The organism is Zoogloea ramigera, assembly GCF_006539865.1.
In the GTDB taxonomy this organism is placed as follows: domain Bacteria; phylum Pseudomonadota; class Gammaproteobacteria; order Burkholderiales; family Rhodocyclaceae; genus Zoogloea; species Zoogloea ramigera.
In genome coordinates, this window is record NZ_BJNV01000072.1 from 1 (window position 1) to 21,048 (window position 21,048).

The following is a 21,048-nucleotide window of genomic DNA, read 5'->3' on the forward strand; positions in this document are numbered from 1 at the left end:
GCGGCCTGTACCTGCACCCCACCTACGTCGTCACCCCCGAGCGCGAACCGCTGGGCGTCACCAACGCCTGGACCTGGGCGCGGGAGTTCAAGCAGGGCGATGCGCCGCGCGGCGGCATTCTCGAGAGCGTGCGCTGGGTCGAGAGCTACGAGCGCATCGCCGAACAGGCCCGCGCCCTGCCCGAGACCCGACACGTCTGCATCGGCGACCGGGAGTCGGACATGCTGTCACTGCTGGTCAAGGCGCGCGACCTGGATTACCCGGCCGACTATCTGGTGCGCTGCCAGCACAACCGGGTGCTCCCCGAGGGGGGCAAGCTGTGGGAGCGGGTCATGGCCGGCACGCCGCTGGGCAATGTGCGCTTCGAGTTGCCCGCCGGACGCGGGCGCAAGGCGCGGCCGGTCGAGCAGGCGCTGCGCGTCGAACGCGTCGAACTGGCCGATCGCCAAGGCGGCAAACTCGAAGTGACCTGTCTCATCGCCACCGAAATCAACGCCCCCGAAGGCGTCAAGCCCGTGTGCTGGCGGCTCCTCACCAACCGGGCCGTGCCCACCCTGGCGGCGGCGGTCGAGCTGCTCGACTGGTATCGGGCCCGTTGGGAAATCGAGCTGTTCTTTCTGGTGCTCAAGGAGGGGTGCCGGGTCGAGCGCCTGCAACTGGCCGATACGGATCGGCTGCAAACGGCGCTGGCGCTGTACATGGTGATCGCCTGGCGGATCAACCGCTTGATGCGTCTGGGGCGCACCCTGCCGGATTTACCGGCGGATCTGGTGTTCGAGGCCGACGAGTGGCGCGCCGCCTTCATTCTCAACAAGAAGCCGGTCCCGAAAACGGTGCCACCCCTGAACACCGTGCTACGCCTGATTGCCCAGCGCGGCGGCTTCCTCGCCCGCCGACACGACGGCGAACCGGGCGCCAAAACCATCTGGCTGGGTCTCCAGGAGATCGCCGTCTTTGTAGAAGGCGCCCGCTATGCGCGGCAGTTCGGGGAGGGGTGAGATGTGTGTAATGGGATGGCTTATATGGCGTCTACTCTCGTCTTTTGAATCGGCGATATGTGCGCTATCGGAGCGAGTCTGATGGAATGTCTGAATGAGGTTGAAGATCCACGCCAAGCAAGCAACGGGACCCGGCATGACTTTCAGGAGATCCTGGTGATCGCGATCTGCGCGACGCTCTCGGACTCGGACAGTGTCGAAGATTTTTCCGAATGGGGCCGACTCAAGCTCGACTGGCTCCGACGCTTCCTGGTACTCAAGAACGGCATTCCGTCCCAGGACACCTTCCTGCGCGTTTTCCGGGCGCTCGACCCCAAGCAGTTCGAGGCGGCCTTTCGGCGCTGGACAGGCGGCATCGTGGGCGCTTTGGACGGAAGCATCGCGATCGATGGCAAGACCTTGCGCCGCTCAGCCGATGGCAACGCGTCGCCCGTCCATATGGTCAGCGCCTTCGCCACCGATCTCGGGCTGGTGCTCGGCCAGGAGAAGGTGAGCAGCAAGAGCAACGAGATCACCGCCATCCCGGAGCTGCTCGAAGCCCTGCACATCAAGGGTTTGCTGGTGAGTATCGATGCGATGGGCTGCCAGCGCGAGATTGCCGAAAAGATCGTCCACAAGGGCGGAGATTACCTGCTCGCGGTCAAGGGCAATCAGCCCACGCTCTACCAGCAGGTGCGCGATCTGATCAGTGATGCCCAAGGCACCACAGCAGGATTCGAGCATGTGCGACACGACCATGGTCGCACCGTCCTACAGCTGAGCTGGAGCACCCCCAGCGGCAAGGAAATCGACACGGCGCTGTGGCCGGGCTGCAAGAGCGTCGGCTGTGTGGTGTCGCAGCGCATCGTTGGCGAGAAAGTCGCGGAACTCGAAGAGCGCTATTACATCAGCTCACGTCCGCTCAGTGCCGAACAATTGGCCCGAACGGTGCGCGCGCATTGGGCCATCGAGAACAAACTTCACTGGATGCTCGATGTCTGCTTTGGCGAAGATGACTGCATGATCCGCAAGGACAACGCCCCGCAGAATCTCTCCTTGCTCAAGAAGATCGTGCTCAATTTGATTCGTGCAGACAAAACAGACACCGCCAAGACGAGCCTTCGCCTCAAGCGCAAGCGAGCGGCCTGGGATGACGATATCCGCATGAAAATGCTGGGGATTCAGCCGTTATGACGGGCGAGTGCGGAGACCCTGGTCAGCTGCGGCCAGCACCGTGAAGGGCTTCCAGATAGGCAGACCATACGCCGTTAAGGAGTTGTCGGTAGCGATGAATGTCGTCAAGGCGCACGAATAGGTCTTGTCCGAAGAGCGGCGTCCCGATGTCCGGCTTGTGGACAATGACCGTCGGGTCGTCGAGTGCATCCTGTTCGTAATCAGCCAGAAAAAGGTGAGGCGCCGCCGTATAGAGCTCTTGAGCCGATGCGCCGTCTCCGTGTTTGACGGTATTAGCCAGCAGACGGAGCTCATCCAGGCCAGACCGCTGCTCCTTGGTCAGAACAGGATCCGGAAGCGTCTTGTCCCACGCCTTCAGTACATCAGATCCAAACTTGAGCGGTTTGTGATTCAGGACGCGAACGTGAAAGGCCCGGACTTGCTGCTCAAACAGGTGGTAGAGACTGACCGCGAACATGTTCTGAAGTCCCTGGCGCAAATCGAGCACGATGTCGAAATGCGCTAACGACGCCTCGAAAGCAGCCTCATGGGCCGTTTGCGGATCGAGCCCGTTGCCATCGTTGGCACACTCACGGCTCGCTCGGTACGCTTCCTGTTGAAGCGCCTCGACTTCCGCGTGCACGGAGTCAAAGGTCGGCAGGAGGCGCACCGTCAAGGTCTCGACAAGTCGGTCAATCTGATTGCGGTACAGCTGTCGGTAATGTTCCAGTTCCCAGTGAGTCAGCATCGCCGTCCTGTCCTCGCCAAAGGCCGGGGGACAACGACGTTATCACGATTGCGTAGCGGCCCGTTGCGACCTCAAATTGTAGGCGACGCTTGCCACAATAATGAGCAGGATCAGGACCTGTGCGGTAACGGTCTGGATCGACGGGTAAACGCCCAGAACATCGATGCGCGGTATCGAGAGGGGCGTGATCTGCAGGACGCCGACCTTTTGCAGTGCGGCCACACCTTTGCCCATCAGAACAACGGCGAGCGCCCCCACCAGGGCCGAACTGAAGGCAAAGAACTGGCTGATCGGCAGACGTGCCGCGGAGCGCAGGAGTACCGCTGCGACCGCCGCCAGGATGACCACGCCGGAGGCAAGGCCGGCAAGCAGATAGACACCATTGTCCTGGGTCCAGAGCGCAGCATAGAAGAGGACCGTCTCGAAGACTTCGCGATAGACGGTGACGAACGACAGTACGAACAGCATCAATGCCGACTTCTTGCTCAGCGCGGACGACAATTTTTCCTTCACATAGGTCTGCCAACGACCCGCAAGACTCTTCTGGTGCATCCACATGCCCACCGCCAGGAGTACAACGGCGGCAAACACGGCGGAAACCCCCTCCGTCATCTCGCGGCTGGCGCCGCTCACATCCACGACATAGGTCGCCACTAGCCAGGTCAGCCCCCCGGCGGTGAGCGCTGTCATCCATCCCGCATGCACGTAGGGCAGCACATCGGTGCGATCCGCTTTTTTCAGGAATGCCATCATGGCGACGACCACCAGCAAGGCTTCCAGGCCTTCCCGCAGCAGGATGGTCAGCGCACCGAGGAAGGTCGAGAGGGCGTCTTTGGTGCCCCCCAGAGCATCCTGGGCTTCATCGAGCTGGGTTTGCAGTTGCTGGGCAATGTCGTGGGCACGCTCGACCTGCCCGGCAGTCAGTGCATTGCGGTAGAGCCCCATCGTCTTTTCGATGTCGTGGAAAAGCGCTTGATTCTTGGCGGCCAGCGCCGGCTCGACGGGCTCGAAGCCATCCAGATAGGCCGACAATGCCAGCTGCGAGGCCAAGCGTTCGTTTCCGTTGTCCAACGCGACAACGCTCTCCCGCAGCTTGTCTTTCGCGATCTGTATGCTGCCCGTGTTTGACGTTGCGAGTAACTGGGGCGTGCTCCGTAGGTAGGCGGTGAGCTGGCGAGCGGCATCGGCGCCGACGGTCTTGGCGAGCGCGGCCTCGGAATGCTGGCTCAGCGTCGCCAGGGTCGGCACGGCCTCACGGAGGGCAGGTTGCGCGGCCCACAATTTGGCCCCTGCCTGCTGATCGGCCTCGGAGTACGACAGCGTCGAGGCGAAGTAGGCCAGTGCCCAGCGGTCTTCGTCCGAGAGCTGTACGAATCCCGGCATGGACGTTCCCGCCACACCCCGCGTGATGATCTGCTGAAGCGCAAACACACTGCGCTCCCGGGCGCGTTCGTGGTCGGCCAGCGCGATGGGAGGTGGGTTCAACTTGGCAGCGAGCGGGCCGTCTGCATGCCCGGAAACACCGTGGCACGAGGCACACTGGCTTTGATAGAGCGTGGCGCCCCGTTGTAGATCGGGCAACTTGCCGGGGGCCATCGAAACCGGATAAGCCGCGATGAGTCCGCCTGCCAATTTGCGTGCCTGTTCCCCCACAGATGCGGCCGAAGCCTTTTGTGCGATGAGCGCACGTAGCGCCGCTGCATCGCTCGCCAGGGTCGGAGCGGCCAGCACCGCTGGCAATTCGGCCAACTGTCGTTCTGCAGCCTGTGCGAACTCCTGCATCTCGGCATATTCAGCTTCGTTGGCGATCTGTCCCTCCTTGACGGAGCGGCCATAGTCGACGGCAAGGTAGTCCAGCAACTGCCAAATCTGCTTGGTCTTGTCTTGCGTCGCTGGAGGCGCAACCTGTGCGATCGAGGCCGTCGCAATCAAAGAAAACAGAACGATTGAAAGGAGACGCAGGGCTTGCATGAGGGGTCCTACCGCAGGATGTCTTTTTTGATTTTGCGTTCAAATGAGAATGAGTGCAATTCCTTTTCTCACGCACAATCCCATCCCAATGCGTTTCGCGCCTTTTCACGGTGACTCACGCCTCAAGTGCCGCAAGCGATGGAGCGGTGTTGCCCCCCTCAGCTATCGCGCGTCGCTTGTTTCCGTGGGGTCACATGCTGTCTCCCGCCGGCATGCGTTGCCGAGAGGTGGCTCTCCGATGCGGAGGGCGTGGAGACCTCGGTCGCCCCCTGCGACAGCTCGTTCAAGATTCCACATGCGACTGCTTGCCGGCCTTCCTTACAACATGCGCGCAACACCTGAAGCTGCGTTTCCAGTTGCTGCAACTCCCGTATCCGCTCGGCAACGTGGCCGATGTGGGCATCGAGCAACGCGTTGACGTCCTCGCAACTTTCCGATGGGGTGTCCCTGAAACGCAGGAGCACTCGGATTTCGTCCTGCGTCATGTCAAGGGAGCGACATCGCCGAATGAAGGCGAGGCGTTCGAGGTGCATGGCATCGTAGATCCGGTAGTTGCCTTCCGTTCTTGCAGCACGCGGGAGCAGCCCTTCGCGCTCGTAGTAACGAATGGTGTCCACCGGCGTACCTGTCTGCTGGGCGAGCTGACCGATTTTCATTGCAAGGCCTGAAGCCCGGCGTGGGCTCAAAAGTGAATCGAGGAAGGTCATCACCTTACCCGCTTGACTCTGGAGTTGCTACAGGGTTTTTAATGATGGAAAGAGGAGAGCACCATGAAACCATTGCCCATCAGTCTGCAATCCGAGACGCAGCCCCCATCCTGCGGTTGCGGTAGCACGTGCCACGCACCGGGGGCATCCGCGACGGACGATACCCTTCGAGCTGACTCCGTACGAGAGGGCTTGCTACTCCACATTCCAGCAATGGATTGTCCTGCTGAAGAGAGCGAGATCCGCCGGGCTGTCGAGCATGTCGAGGCTATCGGTGGGCTCCGTTTTGACTTGTCGGCCCGTACCCTGCGCATCGATGCGCCGGAAGACGCTTTGCCGACAATCATCGACGCCATCCGCAAGGCGGGCTTTGCTACAGAGCTCGTCAAGCCGGGCACGCCGGTGGGCAAAGATCGCGACGGCATTCCCCGTGGCATCGCTGTTCTTGCGATGGCGCTCGCTCTGGCGTTGGGTGCAGAGCTCTTGGCTTACCTGATGCCCCAAGTGCTTCTAGCCAAGATGGCCGGGATGGGTTTGGCGGCAACAGCGATCATGATGGCCGGGTTTTCAACCTACAGCAAAGGGCTTGCTGCCCTGTCTCAGGGACGTCTGAATATCAATGCGTTGATGTCGGTAGCGGTTACAGGTGCATTTGCCATCGGCCAGTGGCCTGAAGCCGCCATGGTGATGGCTTTATATGCCATTGCAGAGCTGATCGAAGCAAGGTCGGTCGATCGGGCGCGGAACGCCATCAAGAGTTTGCTCGCACTCACACCCGAAACCGCTGAAGTGAAACAAGCCAATGGTAACTGGGAAGAGCTTTCCTCCCGCGACGTGATGCTTGCTGCAGTCGTCAGGGTCAAACCTGGCGCACGCATTCCGTTGGATGGCGTCGTGACTGCCGGCAGCAGTGCGGTCAATCAGGCACCGGTTACCGGGGAAAGCCTGCCTGTGGACAAGGCCATCGGCGACACGGTCTTTGCAGGGACGATCAACGAATCGGGGCTACTGGAGTTCAAGGTTACCGCCCGATCCAATGAGACCACACTGGCCCGGATCATCCACGCGGTTGAAACAGCTCAAGGCAGCAAGGCGCCCATGCAGCGTTTTGTCGATCGCTTCGCGGCCCTCTACACGCCCGCCGTGTTCGTGATCGCACTGGCCGTGGCGCTCCTGACCCCGTGGTTGTTGGAATGGAGCTGGTCTCAAGCGCTTTACAAAGCCTTGGTCCTTCTTGTGATCGCCTGTCCCTGTGCCTTGGTGATTGCAACGCCCGTTACGGTGGTGAGTGGGCTCGCCAGAGCAGCACGTCGGGGAATTTTGATCAAAGGCGGCGTTTATCTGGAAGATGCCCGTAAGCTGAAAGTCATTGCCCTCGACAAGACGGGGACGATAACCGAAGGAAAACCGAAGCTGGTCGCAACCGAAATTCTGGACCAGACAGTATCCGAGAAAGTGATTTTGGATTGGGCCGGTAGCCTGGCTGCCCTCTCTAACCACCCGGTATCGAAAGCCATTTCAACGGCACTGGCGCCCGCCGCCACCGTTGTCGATGACTTCATGTCGCTGCCGGGGCGTGGTGTCCAGGGGCGCATCGGTAACCAAGACCTGATCCTTGGGAATCATCGTTTGATCGAGGAACGCAAACTGTGCGGTCCTGCCATTGAAGCTCGCCTCGTCGAACACGAGGCCCAAGGGCGCACGATGACACTCCTGGCCAACGAAAGCGGAGTGCTGGCGATCTTCGCCGTTGCCGACACGATCAAACCTCATGCCCGGGAAGCCATCTCGACATTGCATGCCTTGGGAGTCAAGGCAGTCATGCTGTCTGGCGACAACCAGGCAACGGCTCAAGCCGTTGCCGAACAGGCAAATGTGGACGATGCACGCGGGAATCTACTGCCTGACGACAAGCTCAAGGCCATCGAAGCCTTGCAGAAAGAATTTGGCCCCACGGCGATGACCGGTGACGGGATCAATGATGCGCCAGCCTTGGCGCGCGCCGATATCGGCATAGCAATGGGGGCTGCTGGAACGGATACCGCCATGGAAGCCGCCGACATCGTGATCATGAACGATGATCTGCGCCGTATCCCTGAAGCCATTCAGCTTTCGCGCACGACGTACCGGGTGCTCTGGCAGAACATCATTCTGGCGCTGGGAATCAAGGCGATCTTCCTGGTCCTGGCCCTGCTAGGCAGTGCCACTATGTGGATGGCGGTGTTTGCCGACATGGGAGCCAGCTTATTGGTGGTCGGCAACGGGCTGCGACTGCTACGCCTTGGGCAACCTGACGATCAGTCCACCAAGGTTCACGTCTGAGTTGAAACATCTTCCGGTATACTTTTGAACATGCGTTTTTGGGTTGCCCTCCTTCTGGCTGTATTCATGCCGCTCCAGCTTAGCTGGGCAGCTGTGGGTGCCTATTGCCAGCATGAGACCGGGAAAAACGCCGGCCATTTCGGGCATCACAGTCACGAGCACCAAGCATCGAAGGCGGAAACCTCCAAGCAATCTGACTCTGGGGAAGGTGTCGCCGTCGACGGAGACTGTGGGTTGTGCCACTACAGCGCCCTCAAGATTCTCGGTCAGGACATTCTCTGCCTGACTCGGTGCCCGGTGCCCTCAGCACCGGAATCAACGCCGGCCTTCTTTCGCACCCACATCCCCCCAGGCCCCGAACGGCCAAACTGGTTCGCTGCGCTCTGATTCGGCGCAGCGGCCTGCTTTAGTTTCCACTTAAGTTCCCTAAGAGCCCGCCTTCAGGCGGCGCCCGCGCCGGATCTCGTTTGTTACGTCGTCCTGTCGGTTTCTGCCGACGACTGGTCAACAAGGAGATTTCAATGCGCACCCCAGTGCCATTCAGAACCGCATTCCCGCTGCTCGCAGTCCTATTTGCGACCGCATTCGGTGCTCATGCTCAGGCGCCGGCATCACTTTCCACGCAAACCGTCGTACTCAATCAGCTCCCCAGCGAAGCCGCTGGTCCGTTGACGCTTGCTGCCGCGCTCGATCTGGCTCTTCGAGCCAACCCTGACATCACCGTAGCGCTTCGCGAACGCGAGGCCAGTGAAGGTACAGTGATCCAGGGGCGTGCGCGGCCCAATCCGTCCATTGAGTTTCTTGTGGAAGACACCCGCACTACGACGCGCACCACGACCGTACAGATAAACCAGCCCATCGAGCTCGCAGGCAAGCGAAGCGCCCGGATTGCGATCGCCGAGCGCGGCCGGGACATTGCCGACATCGAGTTGGCCACTCGCCGTGCTGAGATCCGGGCCTCGGTCGTCAGCGCCTTCTTTGACGTACTTTCGGCACAAGAGCGGACCCGGCTCGCAAAAGAGACCGTCATTCTCGCTGAGCGAGCCACGGTAGCCGTCTCCAAGCGTGTCATCGCCGGAAAAACCTCTCCCGTCGAGGAGACCAAGGCGCGTGTCGCGGAAGCTGGGGTTCGGGTCGAGCTGGCCCAGGCTCAAGGTGAGTTGCGGGTTGCCCGTCAGCGACTGACAGGGCTCTGGGGCAATCCGATCCCGCGATTCGAACGTGCAGACGGAGACGTCGACACGTTGCCTCCAGTACCGTCCTCCGACATGGTCGAGCAGCGTATCGAGGCATCACCGGTCCTAAAGCGGGCCTCGGTCGAGATCACGCGGCGCACCTCTGTCACTGCGCTGGAGCGTGCCCGGCGCATTCCTGACCCAACGATCAGCGTCGGGTTGAAACGTGCCGAGGAACTTGGCCGAGACCAACTCCTCGTAGGCGTGTCGATCCCGATTCCCGTCCTCGACAGCAACCGCGGCAACCTCCTCGAAGCCCTCAAGCGAGAAGACAAGGCGCGGGATGAACATACCGCCCTGTGGGTCCGGCTTACTGGTGATGTCCTGCAGGCCCGTGAGCGGCTGAGCAACAGCCGACTTGAACTCGAATCGCTGCGGCGCGACGTGCTGCCCGGAGCGCAACTGGCCTACGAGAACGCAACGAAGGGCTTTGATCTGGGCAAATTCAGTTTCCTCGATGTCCTCGATGCCCAGCGGACGCTGTTCCAGGCACGTAACCAATACCTGCGCGCCCTGACCGACACCCATCGGGCCGCGGCCGAAATCGATCGCCTTCTGGCTGATCGTATCTCTGAATAACGCAAGGAGGATTCCAAGATGAGTCTGAAAAACATGACGACCCGGATCAGCCGAAAGCACCTGATCGCCGTAGCCCTGATCATCGCCTTTGGCGGTGTGGCAGGAGTGTTCATTCTGCACAGTGGGCAAGGCTCCTCAGAAAGTGAGAGCCATGCCCACACAGAGGAGCATGGAGATGCAGAGCATCACGGTGCCAAGGCAGACAAAGCACATGCCGACGATGCCTCGCACGGCGATGCCGAGCACCATGCCCAAGCCACCAGCCCGGGAGCGCACGGTGGAACGCTCCTTACGGACGGCACCACCAGTGTCGAGATTCAGCTGGATGAAAGCGCTGGCGAACCTGTCATGCGCCTCTGGCTTCTCGATAATGGGAAGCCCATTGCCCTTGGAGCCATCAAAGCTCACCTCACGCTCACCCGACCGACGGGTGAAGTGGAGCAGATGGAGTTTGCAGTCGACAAAGACAGCTTGAAAACGCGAGGGACGATTGCGGAGCCCCAAGTATTCAACGCCGCCGTCGTCATCGAGACCGGATCCCAGACCCGTCGATTCACGCTCAACCGGGAGGAAGGCAAGGTCGAGCTCAACAACGAGCAGATCAAAACGGCCGGGATAGAGATCGGCAGGTCGGGCCCGGCCCGGATTCGCTCGTCGCTGCAGCTTCCCGGCGAGATTCGCTTCAATGAGGATAGGACAGCGCACGTCGTTCCCCGGGTCGCCGGGGTCGTGGAGGCTGTATCGGCCAATCTGGGACAGCTCGTCAAAAAGGGGCAAGTGCTGGCCGTACTGGCAAGCCCGGCGCTCTCTGAACAGCGCAGCGAGTTGATGGCCGCCCGGAAGCGCCTGAGCTTTGCCAAGACGACCTACGAGCGGGAGAAGAAACTGTGGGAGGAGAAGATCTCCGCCGAGCAGGACTACCTGCAGGCTCGACAGGTGCTGCGCGAGGCCGAAATTGCCGTTGCCAACGTGCAGCAGAAGCTCACCGCCATTGGTGCCAGTGTGGATGCGGATGGCAGCCTCAACCGTTACGTGCTCCGTGCCCCCTTCGATGGAATGATCGTCGAAAAGCACATTGCCCTGGGCGAAGCGGTCAAGGAAGACGGCCAGGTGTTCACGATCTCCGACCTGTCGACCGTATGGGCGGAAATCAGTGTTCCGGCCAAGGATCTGGCCCGGGTCCGGGTTGGCGAGAAGGTCACCATCAGGGCCTCGTCCTTCGACTCCACGGCGACCGGCACCGTGGCCTATGTGGGCGCGCTCATTGGCGAGCAGACCCGTACGGCACGGGCTCGGGTGCTCCTCTCGAATCCCCACGGAAGCTGGCGTCCCGGCCTCTTCGTCAACGTGGAAGTGATCTCGAACGAAACCGAAGTGCCGGTCGCCGTGCTTTCGGAAGCCATTCAAAGCATGGACGGAAAGAGCGTCGTGTTCGTCCGGGTCAGCGATGGTTTTGTGACTCAGCCCGTCCAGATCGGGCGTAGCGATGGAGCACGCACCGAAATCCTGTCCGGACTCAAGACAGGCACCCCCTATGCCACTGCCGGCAGCTTCGTGCTCAAGGCGGAAATCGGCAAAGGCTCGGCTGAACACGAGCATTAAGGAAAAGGTGAACGATCATGTTTGAACGCATCATTCGCTTTTCCATTGAACAGCGCTGGCTCATCCTTCTGGCGGTTTTCGGGATGGCTGCGCTGGGGGTCTTTAGTTACCAGAAGCTTCCCATCGACGCCGTGCCTGACATCACCAATGTCCAGGTCCAGATCAATACCCTGGCCCCGGGTTACTCCCCGCTTGAAACGGAGCAGCGGGTGACCTACCCCCTTGAAACGGTGATGGCTGGTCTGCCCAACCTGGTCCAGACACGCTCCTTGTCTCGCTACGGTCTGTCCCAGGTGACGGTGATCTTCAAGGATGGGACCGACATCTACTTCGCACGGCAACTGGTGAACGAACGGATCCAGGGCGCGCGGGACAAGCTGCCCGCCGGCATATCGCCAGCCCTGGGGCCGATATCAACCGGGCTCGGCGAGATCTACCTATGGACGGTGGAAGCAAAGGAAGACGCCAGGAAACCGGATGGCAGCCCCTACACCCCCATCGACCTACGGGAGATACAGGATTGGATCATCAAGCCACAACTGCGCAATGTGCCGGGCGTGACGGAAATCAATTCCATTGGCGGCTATGCCAAGGAGTATCAGGTCGCTCCCTTGCCGGAACGCCTGGCGGCCTATGGCATGACACTCCAGGAGATCGTCACGGCGCTGGAGCGCAACAACGGCAACGTCGGGGCCGGCTACATCGAAAAGCGAGGGGAGCAATACCTGGTTCGTGCCCCCGGACAGGTGAAGACCGAAGAGGACATTCGCAACGTCATCATTGGCACTGCCCAAGGTCTCCCCATCCGCATCCGTGACGTGGCCGAGGTAGGCATTGGCCGGGAGCTTCGCACTGGGGCTGCCACCGATAATGGTCGTGAGGTGGTACTCGGCACCGTCTTCATGCTGATCGGCCAGAATAGCCGCACAGTTTCCCAGGCCGTGGCCAAGAAAATGGAGGAGATCAACCGCAACCTGCCTGCCGGGGTGGAGGCAGTCACCGTCTATGACCGCACCACGCTGGTGGACAAGGCGATTGCCACGGTGAAAAAGAACCTCCTCGAAGGTGCCATTCTCGTTATCGCCATTCTGTTCCTGTTCCTGGGCAACATCCGGGCAGCGCTGATCACCGCCTGCATCATCCCGTTGGCGATGCTGTTTACCTTCTCGGGCATGGTGGCCAACAAGGTGAGCGCGAACCTGATGAGTCTCGGGGCACTCGATTTCGGCATCATCATCGACGGCGCCGTGGTGATCGTCGAGAACTGTGTCCGCCGGCTATCCCATGCGCGGGCATCCCTGGGCCGTCCCCTGAACCGGACGGAGCGCTTCCACGAGGTTTTCAAAGCCTCGCGCGAGTCGCGTCGAGCATTGCTTTTTGGGCAACTGATCATCATGGTGGTCTACCTGCCGATCTTTGCCCTGACCGGCGTCGAGGGCAAGATGTTCCATCCGATGGCCTTTACCGTCGTCATTGCACTCCTGGGCGCGATGATCCTGTCGGTGACCTTCATCCCCGCCGCGGTTGCTCTCTTCATCGGTGACAACGTCTCTGAAAAGGAGAACCGCTTGATGCAGTTGGCCAAGGAGGCCTACGCACCTGCACTCCGGTGGGCCATGAACGCCAAGCCCGTCGTGCTCACCTTCGCCCTCGTGACCGTGATCCTCAGTGGTCTGATCGCCACACGGATGGGGAGCGAGTTCATCCCGAACCTCAATGAAGGGGATTTCGCCATCCAGGCCCTGCGCATCCCGGGTACTAGCCTGACGCAGTCGGTAGCCATGCAGCGGCAGCTGGAGAGCCGACTGAAGGAGAAATTCCCGGAGGTCGAACGTGTCTTTGCGCGGACCGGCACGGCAGAAATTGCGTCGGATCCGATGCCGCCCAACATCTCCGATGGCTACATCATGCTCAAGCCCGAGAAGGATTGGCCCGAGCCCAGGCGAACACGTGACGCCTTGCTTGAAGCCATTCAGGCCGAAGTGGCCACCTTGCCTGGCAATAACTATGAGTTCTCGCAGCCCATCCAGCTTCGTTTCAACGAGCTGATCTCCGGGGTCCGTAGTGACGTGGCCATCAAGGTCTTTGGTGACGACATGGACGTCCTGAACGGAACGGCCACGGAGATCGCCGCCATGCTTGAAAAAATCACTGGCGCGTCCGAAGTGAAGGTAGAGCAAACCACGGGCTTGCCAGTGTTGACCGTTCAGATCGACCGGGACAAGAGTTCCCGCTACGGCCTGAACGTCGGGGATGTACAGGATGCCGTGGCGACCGCCATCGGGGGGCGAGAGGCCGGAACCGTCTTCGAGGGCGATCGTCGCTTTGACATTCAGGTTCGTCTTCCCGACACGCTGAGAAGTGATCTGGAGGCGATCAGGCGACTGCCGATTCCGCTGCCACGTGGTGGGGCCGTAGGGGATACCCGGGCGAACTTCATTCCTCTGGCTGAAATCGCCACCCTGGATCTGGCCCCCGGACCCAACCAGGTCAGCCGGGAGAACGGCAAACGCCGGATCGTGGTGAGTGCCAATGTTCGGGGTCGGGACATCGGTTCCTTCGTCGCCGAGGCCGAGCAGGGTCTCTCACAAATCAAGGTGCCCACAGGATACTGGACAACTTGGGGAGGAACGTTTGAGAACCTGCAATCAGCCACGGCACGCCTGCAAATCGTCGTGCCCGTCGCGCTGCTCCTCGTTTTTGTGTTGCTCTTTGCGATGTTCGGCAACATCAAGGACGGGTTACTGGTGTTTTCGGGCATCCCGTTCGCGCTGACTGGAGGCATCATCGCCCTGTGGCTGCGCGACATTCCGCTGTCGATCTCGGCTGCAGTGGGCTTCATTGCCTTATGCGGCGTTGCGGTATTGAATGGCCTGGTGATGATTGCTTATATCCGCGGTCTGCGCGAGCAAGGCCAGGCGCTCGATCCTGCGATCCACGAGGGAGCCTTGACCCGCCTGCGCCCCGTTCTGATGACGGCACTGGTGGCATCGTTGGGTTTTGTGCCGATGGCGATCGCGACAGGCACAGGTGCGGAGGTTCAGCGCCCCCTGGCCACCGTCGTGATCGGTGGCATCCTCTCATCGACCATTCTCACCTTGCTTGTGCTGCCGCTGCTGTATCGCCTGGCACACGGCTCGGATGAGGACATCGGAACGGATGATTCGCCTGGGGCAAACTGATATTTTCCTGAGCGCTCGTCCGCTCAAGCTTGCCGGCCGCCAAATACAACTGCGGCCTGCAGGCTTGTAGCGAATCAGGTCATTCACCCTTCGCGGCTTTGACCACCCCAGGGCTGCCGCAGCTACCCGTTTGTCGTTGTTAACCACTGCGAAATGACGTTCACGACCAAGCGCTTGCGACACCCCTGTTCACAAGCCCTTGTTTTGTGTAGCTTCCTGTCTTTTTGGGCGACCGATGGACATAGGGAAGCTGGCCGATATGGTGGAGGTTTTCGAGGGCCTGGAGGACTGGCGCAACGCGCAACAGACGCGGCACAGGTTGAGCGAATTGCTCACCGTGGCGGTGTGTGCGGTGCTCAGCGGTGCGGACGACTTCGAGGAGATCTCGCAGTGGGGGCGCGCCAAGCTGCCGTGGCTGCGGGGTTTCCTGCGGCTCGACTACGGCGTGGCCTCGCCCGACACCTTCGAGCGGGTGCTCGCGCTGCTCGATCCGAAACAGTTCGAGCAGGCGTTTCGCACTTGGGTAGGTGCTCTCATCCCGGCGCTGGCCAAGGACCAGGTGATCGCTATCGATGGCAAGGCGAGCCGGCGCACCACGAGCAAGGCGGCCGCTGCGCCGCTGCACATGGTCAGCGCGTTTGCGGCCAACGTGGGCGTGGTGCTGGGCCAGACGGCGACAGCGGAGAAGTCTAACGAGATCACGGCAATCCCCGAACTGCTCAAGGTACTCGACATCGAGGGCTGCATCGTCACCATCGACGCGATGGGCACGCAGACCAAGATCGCGCGCACTATTCGCGAACGAGGTGCGCACTACGTGCTGTGTGTGAAAGACAACCACCGCAACCTGCACGACTCGATCATCTTCGCCAACCTCGACCCACGCGGCCCGCTGAGTCCGACTTCGACCCACGAGAGCACGAGCACCGGGCACGGCAGGATCGAAGTGCGTCGCTGCCGCGCCTACGATGCCGTCGATCGGCTTCACAACGCCGCCGCCTGGAAGGACGTAGCCAGCTTCGCCGTGGTCGAACGCATCCGAACGGTGGGCGATCGCACCAGCACCGAGCGCGTGTGCTACATCAGCAGCTTGCCCGCCGACGCCGAGCGGATCGCGCAGGCAGTCAGAAGTCACTGGGAGGTCGAGAATCGTCTGCACTGGTGTCTCGATGTTCAGTTCGGTGATGATTACGCCCGCGCCCGCTCCGGCCACGTCGCCCACAACCTCGCGCTGGTGCGCCACATGGCGCTCAATCTCATTCGGCTCGACAAGTCCATCAAGACGAGCATCAAGACCAAGCGATTGCTGGCGGCGACATCCGATGAGTTTCGGGCTGCACTGCTGGGCTTCGAGGTGCCTGACGACGATGACGACGACGATTGATGATGAATGCGTAGCTGCGGAAGCCCTGCGCAAGACGGTACGTCAGATTCTGTCGTGTTTATCGACCCGGATTTCTGGCGCCTCCAAAAAGATCCTGATGAACAGACGCAGTTCAATGGCAGGAAGAGTCAAGCCGCGCCCGCATACAGCAAAAAGCGAACCTTCACGGATAGGCTTTTCTACTTGCTCGTCTGAGTTCGAACACGGGGCTACTCGTTAACAGTCCGGAGAGGCGTCATCGGGGATGAGATAGGCCACCTGGACTTCCAAGGGCTTGGGGGCGCCATACCGTAAGTGCTTAGTTGCTTGCGCGTGCCCCGCGATAAATCAGACTCTCCGGCTCTCTCCAGGAACGGACCTGCTTAGGGTTAGTTGATACGCAGGGCTGCCAAAGCCACTAAAAAGCATTGCGCTTTGGCTGCCTTACAGTTTTCCAAGGTTAGCAAACCATTGTTTTATCAAAACTATAGCAAAAAAGCGGCGCCTTAAATTCAATTCCTAAGGCGTAGCTGCGCGACACCTGAGGCAGGCAATTTTCGATAAATTAAACAATTGTCATATCTAGATAGGCTAAACTTTTTGTTTTCGGAGCATCTGAAATAGTGCCAGCTAAAAACAAATAATGCAAAAAAATACGGGAAAATCACCTCCAGCACTTATAACAACTGGAGCACACCGAGTCATCGCTTTAATCCCGCCCAGCGTACGCCGGCCTCACCCTCTAAAGATACGTTTTCGTATTTTTCAAAGCAGATCAGGGTCGAAGCCGCATCAATGCACTAAGCCACTAACGGCATGCTGAAAAATGACTTTCAGGCGCGCGTACGAGCAGCTGGATTTTGGTCTAAAACAAGGCAAAAATTATGCACTATCGTATATATACACTCACGGAAAAACATCCCATTTCCATTTCAACCGGAGAAAACGGAGACCTAGACGGCGACTTCGATGGAATGGATTGGCGCGATATAAAAATGCTTGGCAACGGCCTTGTCGACACCCTGACTTCCATGGGGCTAATGGCGGCTGACGAGTGCTATTTAAAGACATCTCTTTGCCGAGACTCATTAGGCACTTTGCTCTATCCGGCCGTAAAGATCTCAACGACGCGTGACATACCGGATCACCTTCGAGAAAAAATCAACGCTGTCTGCTTTAAGTACGCGCAGGGTCTCATTTCTAAAACATCTCACGCGACAGGCAAGGACCTTCTCGACGACAGCCGGCAACAGGTCCAACTGACCACGGAAGAGGAAAACAAACTAACCCAATCCGTGCAGAAGACGTTACTTTCCCTCCCAGTCCGACTCAAACACCCCGTAATGATCGAAGATCATGACAATGAGTCCATTGTTATAATAGAAGGTAAGTTGAGTGCCCGCCCATCCAAGCTTGTCGGCCAGACAGTAAGACGGGAAGTGCAGGGAATTATCGACAATTTAGGATTTAGCGACTTCGCAGTGCGAATTCTGGACTTGGACGGCGTTGCAATTAACGGCCACTACAGCCATCACAGCGAACTGGACGAATTTTGGAAATCGATGCGTTCGCGAGAAGTATCTACTTTCGAGGTGCTCGATGTCATCGACGACGTCGGCAAGCGCACAATCACTATCCGCAGCCTGCCGCGCGAAGCGAAAGAACAGATCCTACGATGAGACATATACAAAATTCAGCTGAGTGTCTGATCGCATGCTCGGTCTCTTTCAATATTAGCGCAACCCGCTGCTCAACCTTATATACGCCCGCGCGAACAAGATCGATTTGAGGAGTCGACGACTGCCCCATAGATTCGAATTCAAAACCATACTCCGAAGCAATAGAAAAAATATGGGAGGAACATTTTTTTGTCGGCAGTACGCGCAACTGATCATTATTGATACCCCACCAGGCCAGATGGTTTCGTAGAGTGGCGAAATGCTTGGCTTCCCACATCACAACTTGGCGTGACGTAGTAATCAAGTATTCAATCGGTTCGCCGCCCGGCAATGACGGCGATTCAGCAAACCGCATCTCCGCGTAGGCAATCAGATCATTCCAGCCGGATTCTGGAATTCGGGTGAGTAGCGTTGCGAGAGCCGGCATATCTGAAAGGCCTTCCGGCAGTTGAGCACGCAATGACCTTGAGAATCGAAAACGATTCGCGACTCTGTTGAGCGCTTCATCAATTGCAGCAGCGATTGCACTGTCAAGCCTTAGCCGCTCCGCCGCCGTCACACACAGATATCCGCGCGCTCGAAGTCGCAGATACATTAGTGCCAACGCCGGACTCGGGTTCGCAGTTGCTGTCTTTTCGTAAAAACTAACGGGGCAATAGGGTGGATAATTATCAATATAATTAACCCCAGGTATTTTATGAGACTCTCCAGGCGAAAAACCGACTAGCTGACTACTCCACAGATCCAGCAGATGCAGGTAATACATCTGCGTCGTCCCACTCTGCCCGTGACCAAGATAGCGCTCGAGGGCAGGGAGCATTCTGCGCGTGACACGGGCACCGCCAAGTAGCGTCTCTGCTGCTGCAAAGTTTTCACCATTAGCGGGAATCCTGTTCACCGCTGCAATGCAAAATAGTCGTGAAGCGATGAGATTCGCGATGGAATGTCGCGCATGGTGCAGCGTGATATATGGATTTCCGGTGACTCTGCGCAGCGTCGCAATGACCTGACTACGCACACCAGCTTTGGCAGAACGGTCGCTTACGACATCACCAAAGATCGCTGCATCAACATCACCCCCGACATGCGCCTCCAATTGCGCGATACTTTGCTCAATTAGTTTATTTTCACGCACTGTAAGCGAGGCGACAAGGGGAACTAGGCGAGACGAAGTTCGCTCGGTTTTAAGATTCTTTAGCCGGTTGTGTCGAATTCTCAGGTACGGCAATTCCCCCTCCCAAAACCACTCGCTTCGCAAAAGGCCGAATGCTTCCCCGCCTCGAAGACCAAACCGATAAGTGAGTAGCAAAAGGAGAGCCCCCTGGGCTCCACAGTCTTTGTGCTGAACCTCGTACAGGTGTTCAAATGCCTGCAAATATTCAGCTTCGGTAAAGAAGCCTGGGCTCGCATTAACAATTCTCTGGGCGCCGGGGATTTCAGTCCAGTCGGGGTCTTCCATTGGTACTTGCCGTGCTAACCAAGCATGAAACTCCTGCAGGCGACATCGACTGTAGTGCTGAGACTTCAGCGGTATTGACGAAATGACTTCCGAATACAAATCGGTCAGTTCGTCCTCATCGAGTTGGTCAAGCCGCGCATCACCGACGAGTTCGGAAAACGGACGAGAGAGTGCGCTGAGATATCGATCGACGGCCGAGAGCGCGAGTTGATCCCCACCTCGTTTGCGCCGGGTCAGCAACTCCCCACCCCACAGAGCCAGAGCACGGGCAGCATGGGGTGCAGTCGCCTCCGCTCCGCGCACAAGCTCACGGATCCGGTTTGCGAGTGTCGATCGCTTCACACGGCCGACTGAGCGTCCCGAAGGGGGAAGTGAGCCGTAGACCTCACGTACTGCGGTAAGCAGTTTTCGGCCTGCAGCCTGGCTAACGTCAGCAGAGGCACGCTCCTTTGCGGGCAGGAGCGGCTCGCCACCAAATTCGGCGACCTCGGCAGCGCAACTCTCCGCCTGAGCCGCATATGCACTGAAATCTCGCGAGAATCCCTCGTGCAGTCTCGTGAAGTCATACCAAGTCATCGAATATGATTCGACCCGACCCGAGAGGTATCCTGCAACGATTCCTGGCAGAGTGATCACATTGACCTGGTCGACCAAGATTGCCAACCTTTCGATCAATTGGGCAACCGTTGCGAGGGGTTTTCCGATACTGAAATGTCGGCACAGCTCAGCGGCAATCGGCTGCAGCGCAGGATCGACAAGTCGGTTGCCTGCATTGATCGCTTGGTCGGAGCTAACAGTTGCACCCATAAGACGTGCGGTGGCGCAATCGATTTCAATGCGCCTGCACAGCGCATCAGCCCCCTCCTCCCGAATGTCACTTCCCGTTTCAGCTCCGATTTCTAGGTAATGACGCTTTCCGAAACCGATGAACCGGTAGTTTCTCCCCGTCAGAAGCCCCTTAAGCGTCAGAGGGTCACAGAATCGGCTCTTAACGACGAGACGAATTACACCAAGCGTGAGCGACCGTCTGATGGCTCGTCGGGGATCATTTGGCTCGACAACAGCGTTCAGGACACCACAAAGATGCTCGAAGGTTTCAAGGGCGCCCGCTGCATCTTGAGTAAATTGTGACTTCTCGCTCTCAAGCGTTAGATATATTCGTTTTAGCCGAACCGTACGTGAATTTCTGAGTTGGGCTCGGTCGAGTTGGCGCATCAGGACGCTATAGCGAAGTGGTCCGAGCGGATGAGGTAATCCTTTACCAGTAAACAAAAGGGTCTGAGCTAGGCTATCGAGTTCGTCGGCATTCAATGCCCCCAGATCCCGCGCACCGCAGGTTTGCTTGATTATCCCCCGGGCGCTTTCCACAGCGACACGCATGCGCTCGAGTCGGTTGACCTGTCGCTCCGCACGACCAAAGAGCTTCTGCCGATCAGTGCTCGTGTCGGCTGGACGTAGGCCGTTCAATGCTGACAAATCAGATGACGGCACTGGCGCGACCGGGGAAAAACCGAGATCGGCAAATATCTGATCGAGGATTCCCCGAATATTTGTCATATCCTCCAGCCACACTCGTGGTGACCGATCGCTGTAAGAGGCACTCCCGCGTTCGGAGTGCCCGAGGAGTCCGTCAATGACTTCAGAGTCAGCCCCACGGCGACGCAGCTGGGTCGCCATTCGATGCCGGAAATGTCTCAAAGGCAGTGGCCACTGAAACAAACCTTGTTGGGCGATGTAATGCTCACTGATGGGTGACCAGACCAAAAAATCTCCATCCCGACGTAGGGAGAAAAACAGCGGGATTGAGGCATTAGCATCCCGATCAGCAAGCGCCCTAACTCGCTCGCCGAACGCATAGTCCCCAGCCGCCGATATCCATCTCCCTAGTTCTTGGATGTAGGGCAGATAAACCGTGGCTATGTAGTCACACAGAGCCATCGGTACCGGCACCAGTCGCCCCTCGCGGGCCTTACCACTCTGCTTATCTGAAACGAAAACAAAGTGGTGTTTGAAGTCGAAATCACGCCGCGACTCAAAGGCAGCGCGTACGC

13 protein-coding genes are annotated in these 21,048 nt (G+C 58.9%); 9 read left to right on the plus strand and 4 right to left on the minus strand.

All coding sequences use genetic code 11. The annotated features are described in order from the left end of the window. Together ZRA01_RS16875 and ZRA01_RS16880 are read left to right on the plus strand one after the other, a co-directional pair. The coding region (locus ZRA01_RS16875; protein ID WP_141354369.1) for an IS4 family transposase at positions 1–998 on the plus strand (998 nt) is incomplete at its 5' end. A gap of 81 nt (positions 999–1,079) precedes the next feature. Continuing rightward, a complete protein-coding gene (locus tag ZRA01_RS16880) occupies positions 1,080–2,171 on the plus strand; it encodes an ISAs1 family transposase (RefSeq protein ID WP_141354371.1) in 1,092 nt (363 codons plus the stop codon). A 22-nt stretch (positions 2,172–2,193) separates the two neighbouring features. Here the strand turns inward: ZRA01_RS16880 and ZRA01_RS16885 are convergent, their stop codons facing one another. From ZRA01_RS16885 to cadR, 3 genes are all read right to left on the minus strand, one after another. Then, positions 2,194–2,898 (minus strand): hypothetical protein, encoded by a 705-nt coding sequence (locus ZRA01_RS16885; protein ID WP_141354373.1) that lies wholly within the window; start codon positions 2,896–2,898, stop codon positions 2,194–2,196. 42 nt (positions 2,899–2,940) lie between these two features. Next, positions 2,941–4,869 carry an FTR1 family protein gene (locus ZRA01_RS16890; RefSeq protein WP_141354375.1) on the minus strand — a complete coding sequence of 643 codons (1,929 nt, stop codon included), beginning with the start codon at positions 4,867–4,869 and terminating at the stop codon, positions 2,941–2,943. A gap of 158 nt (positions 4,870–5,027) precedes the next feature. Beyond that, positions 5,028–5,525, minus strand: a complete 498-nt coding sequence (cadR, locus tag ZRA01_RS16895) for a Cd(II)/Pb(II)-responsive transcriptional regulator (RefSeq protein WP_141354390.1) — start codon at positions 5,523–5,525, stop codon at positions 5,028–5,030. Positions 5,526–5,768: 243 nt separating this feature from the next. Here cadR and ZRA01_RS16900 point away from each other — a divergent pair, with 243 nt between their 5' ends. The 7 genes from ZRA01_RS16900 to ZRA01_RS16925 all read left to right on the plus strand — a co-directional run bounded on the left by ZRA01_RS16900 (position 5,769) and on the right by ZRA01_RS16925 (position 17,538). Then, positions 5,769–7,898 (plus strand): heavy metal translocating P-type ATPase, encoded by a 2,130-nt coding sequence (locus tag ZRA01_RS16900; RefSeq protein WP_246093720.1) that lies wholly within the window; start codon positions 5,769–5,771, stop codon positions 7,896–7,898. Positions 7,899–7,928: 30 nt separating this feature from the next. Beyond that, positions 7,929–8,285: a DUF2946 family protein gene (locus tag ZRA01_RS21405; RefSeq protein WP_371859315.1), complete on the plus strand. Its 357-nt coding sequence runs from the start codon at positions 7,929–7,931 to the stop codon at positions 8,283–8,285. A gap of 134 nt (positions 8,286–8,419) precedes the next feature. Further along, positions 8,420–9,712, plus strand: coding sequence for a TolC family protein (locus ZRA01_RS16905; RefSeq protein ID WP_141354379.1), 1,293 nt, complete (start codon positions 8,420–8,422; stop codon positions 9,710–9,712). 18 nt (positions 9,713–9,730) lie between these two features. Next, positions 9,731–11,314, plus strand: a complete 1,584-nt coding sequence (locus ZRA01_RS16910) for an efflux RND transporter periplasmic adaptor subunit (protein WP_141354382.1) — start codon at positions 9,731–9,733, stop codon at positions 11,312–11,314. A gap of 17 nt (positions 11,315–11,331) precedes the next feature. Continuing rightward, positions 11,332–14,496, plus strand: coding sequence for a CusA/CzcA family heavy metal efflux RND transporter (locus tag ZRA01_RS16915; RefSeq protein WP_141354384.1), 3,165 nt, complete (start codon positions 11,332–11,334; stop codon positions 14,494–14,496). 235 nt (positions 14,497–14,731) lie between these two features. Next, the gene (locus ZRA01_RS16920; RefSeq protein WP_141354386.1) at positions 14,732–15,880 is read left to right on the plus strand and encodes an ISAs1 family transposase; all 1,149 of its coding nucleotides are present in this window, start codon (positions 14,732–14,734) and stop codon (positions 15,878–15,880) included. A gap of 863 nt (positions 15,881–16,743) precedes the next feature. Beyond that, positions 16,744–17,538: a hypothetical protein gene (locus ZRA01_RS16925; protein ID WP_141354388.1), complete on the plus strand. Its 795-nt coding sequence runs from the start codon at positions 16,744–16,746 to the stop codon at positions 17,536–17,538. On the opposite strand, the gene ZRA01_RS20600 is transcribed toward ZRA01_RS16925, so the two are convergent. Next, positions 17,492–20,674 carry a site-specific integrase gene (locus ZRA01_RS20600; RefSeq protein WP_218028741.1) on the minus strand — a complete coding sequence of 1,061 codons (3,183 nt, stop codon included), beginning with the start codon at positions 20,672–20,674 and terminating at the stop codon, positions 17,492–17,494. The genes ZRA01_RS16925 and ZRA01_RS20600 overlap by 47 nt on opposite strands. Between the last annotated feature and the right edge of the window lie 374 nt (positions 20,675–21,048).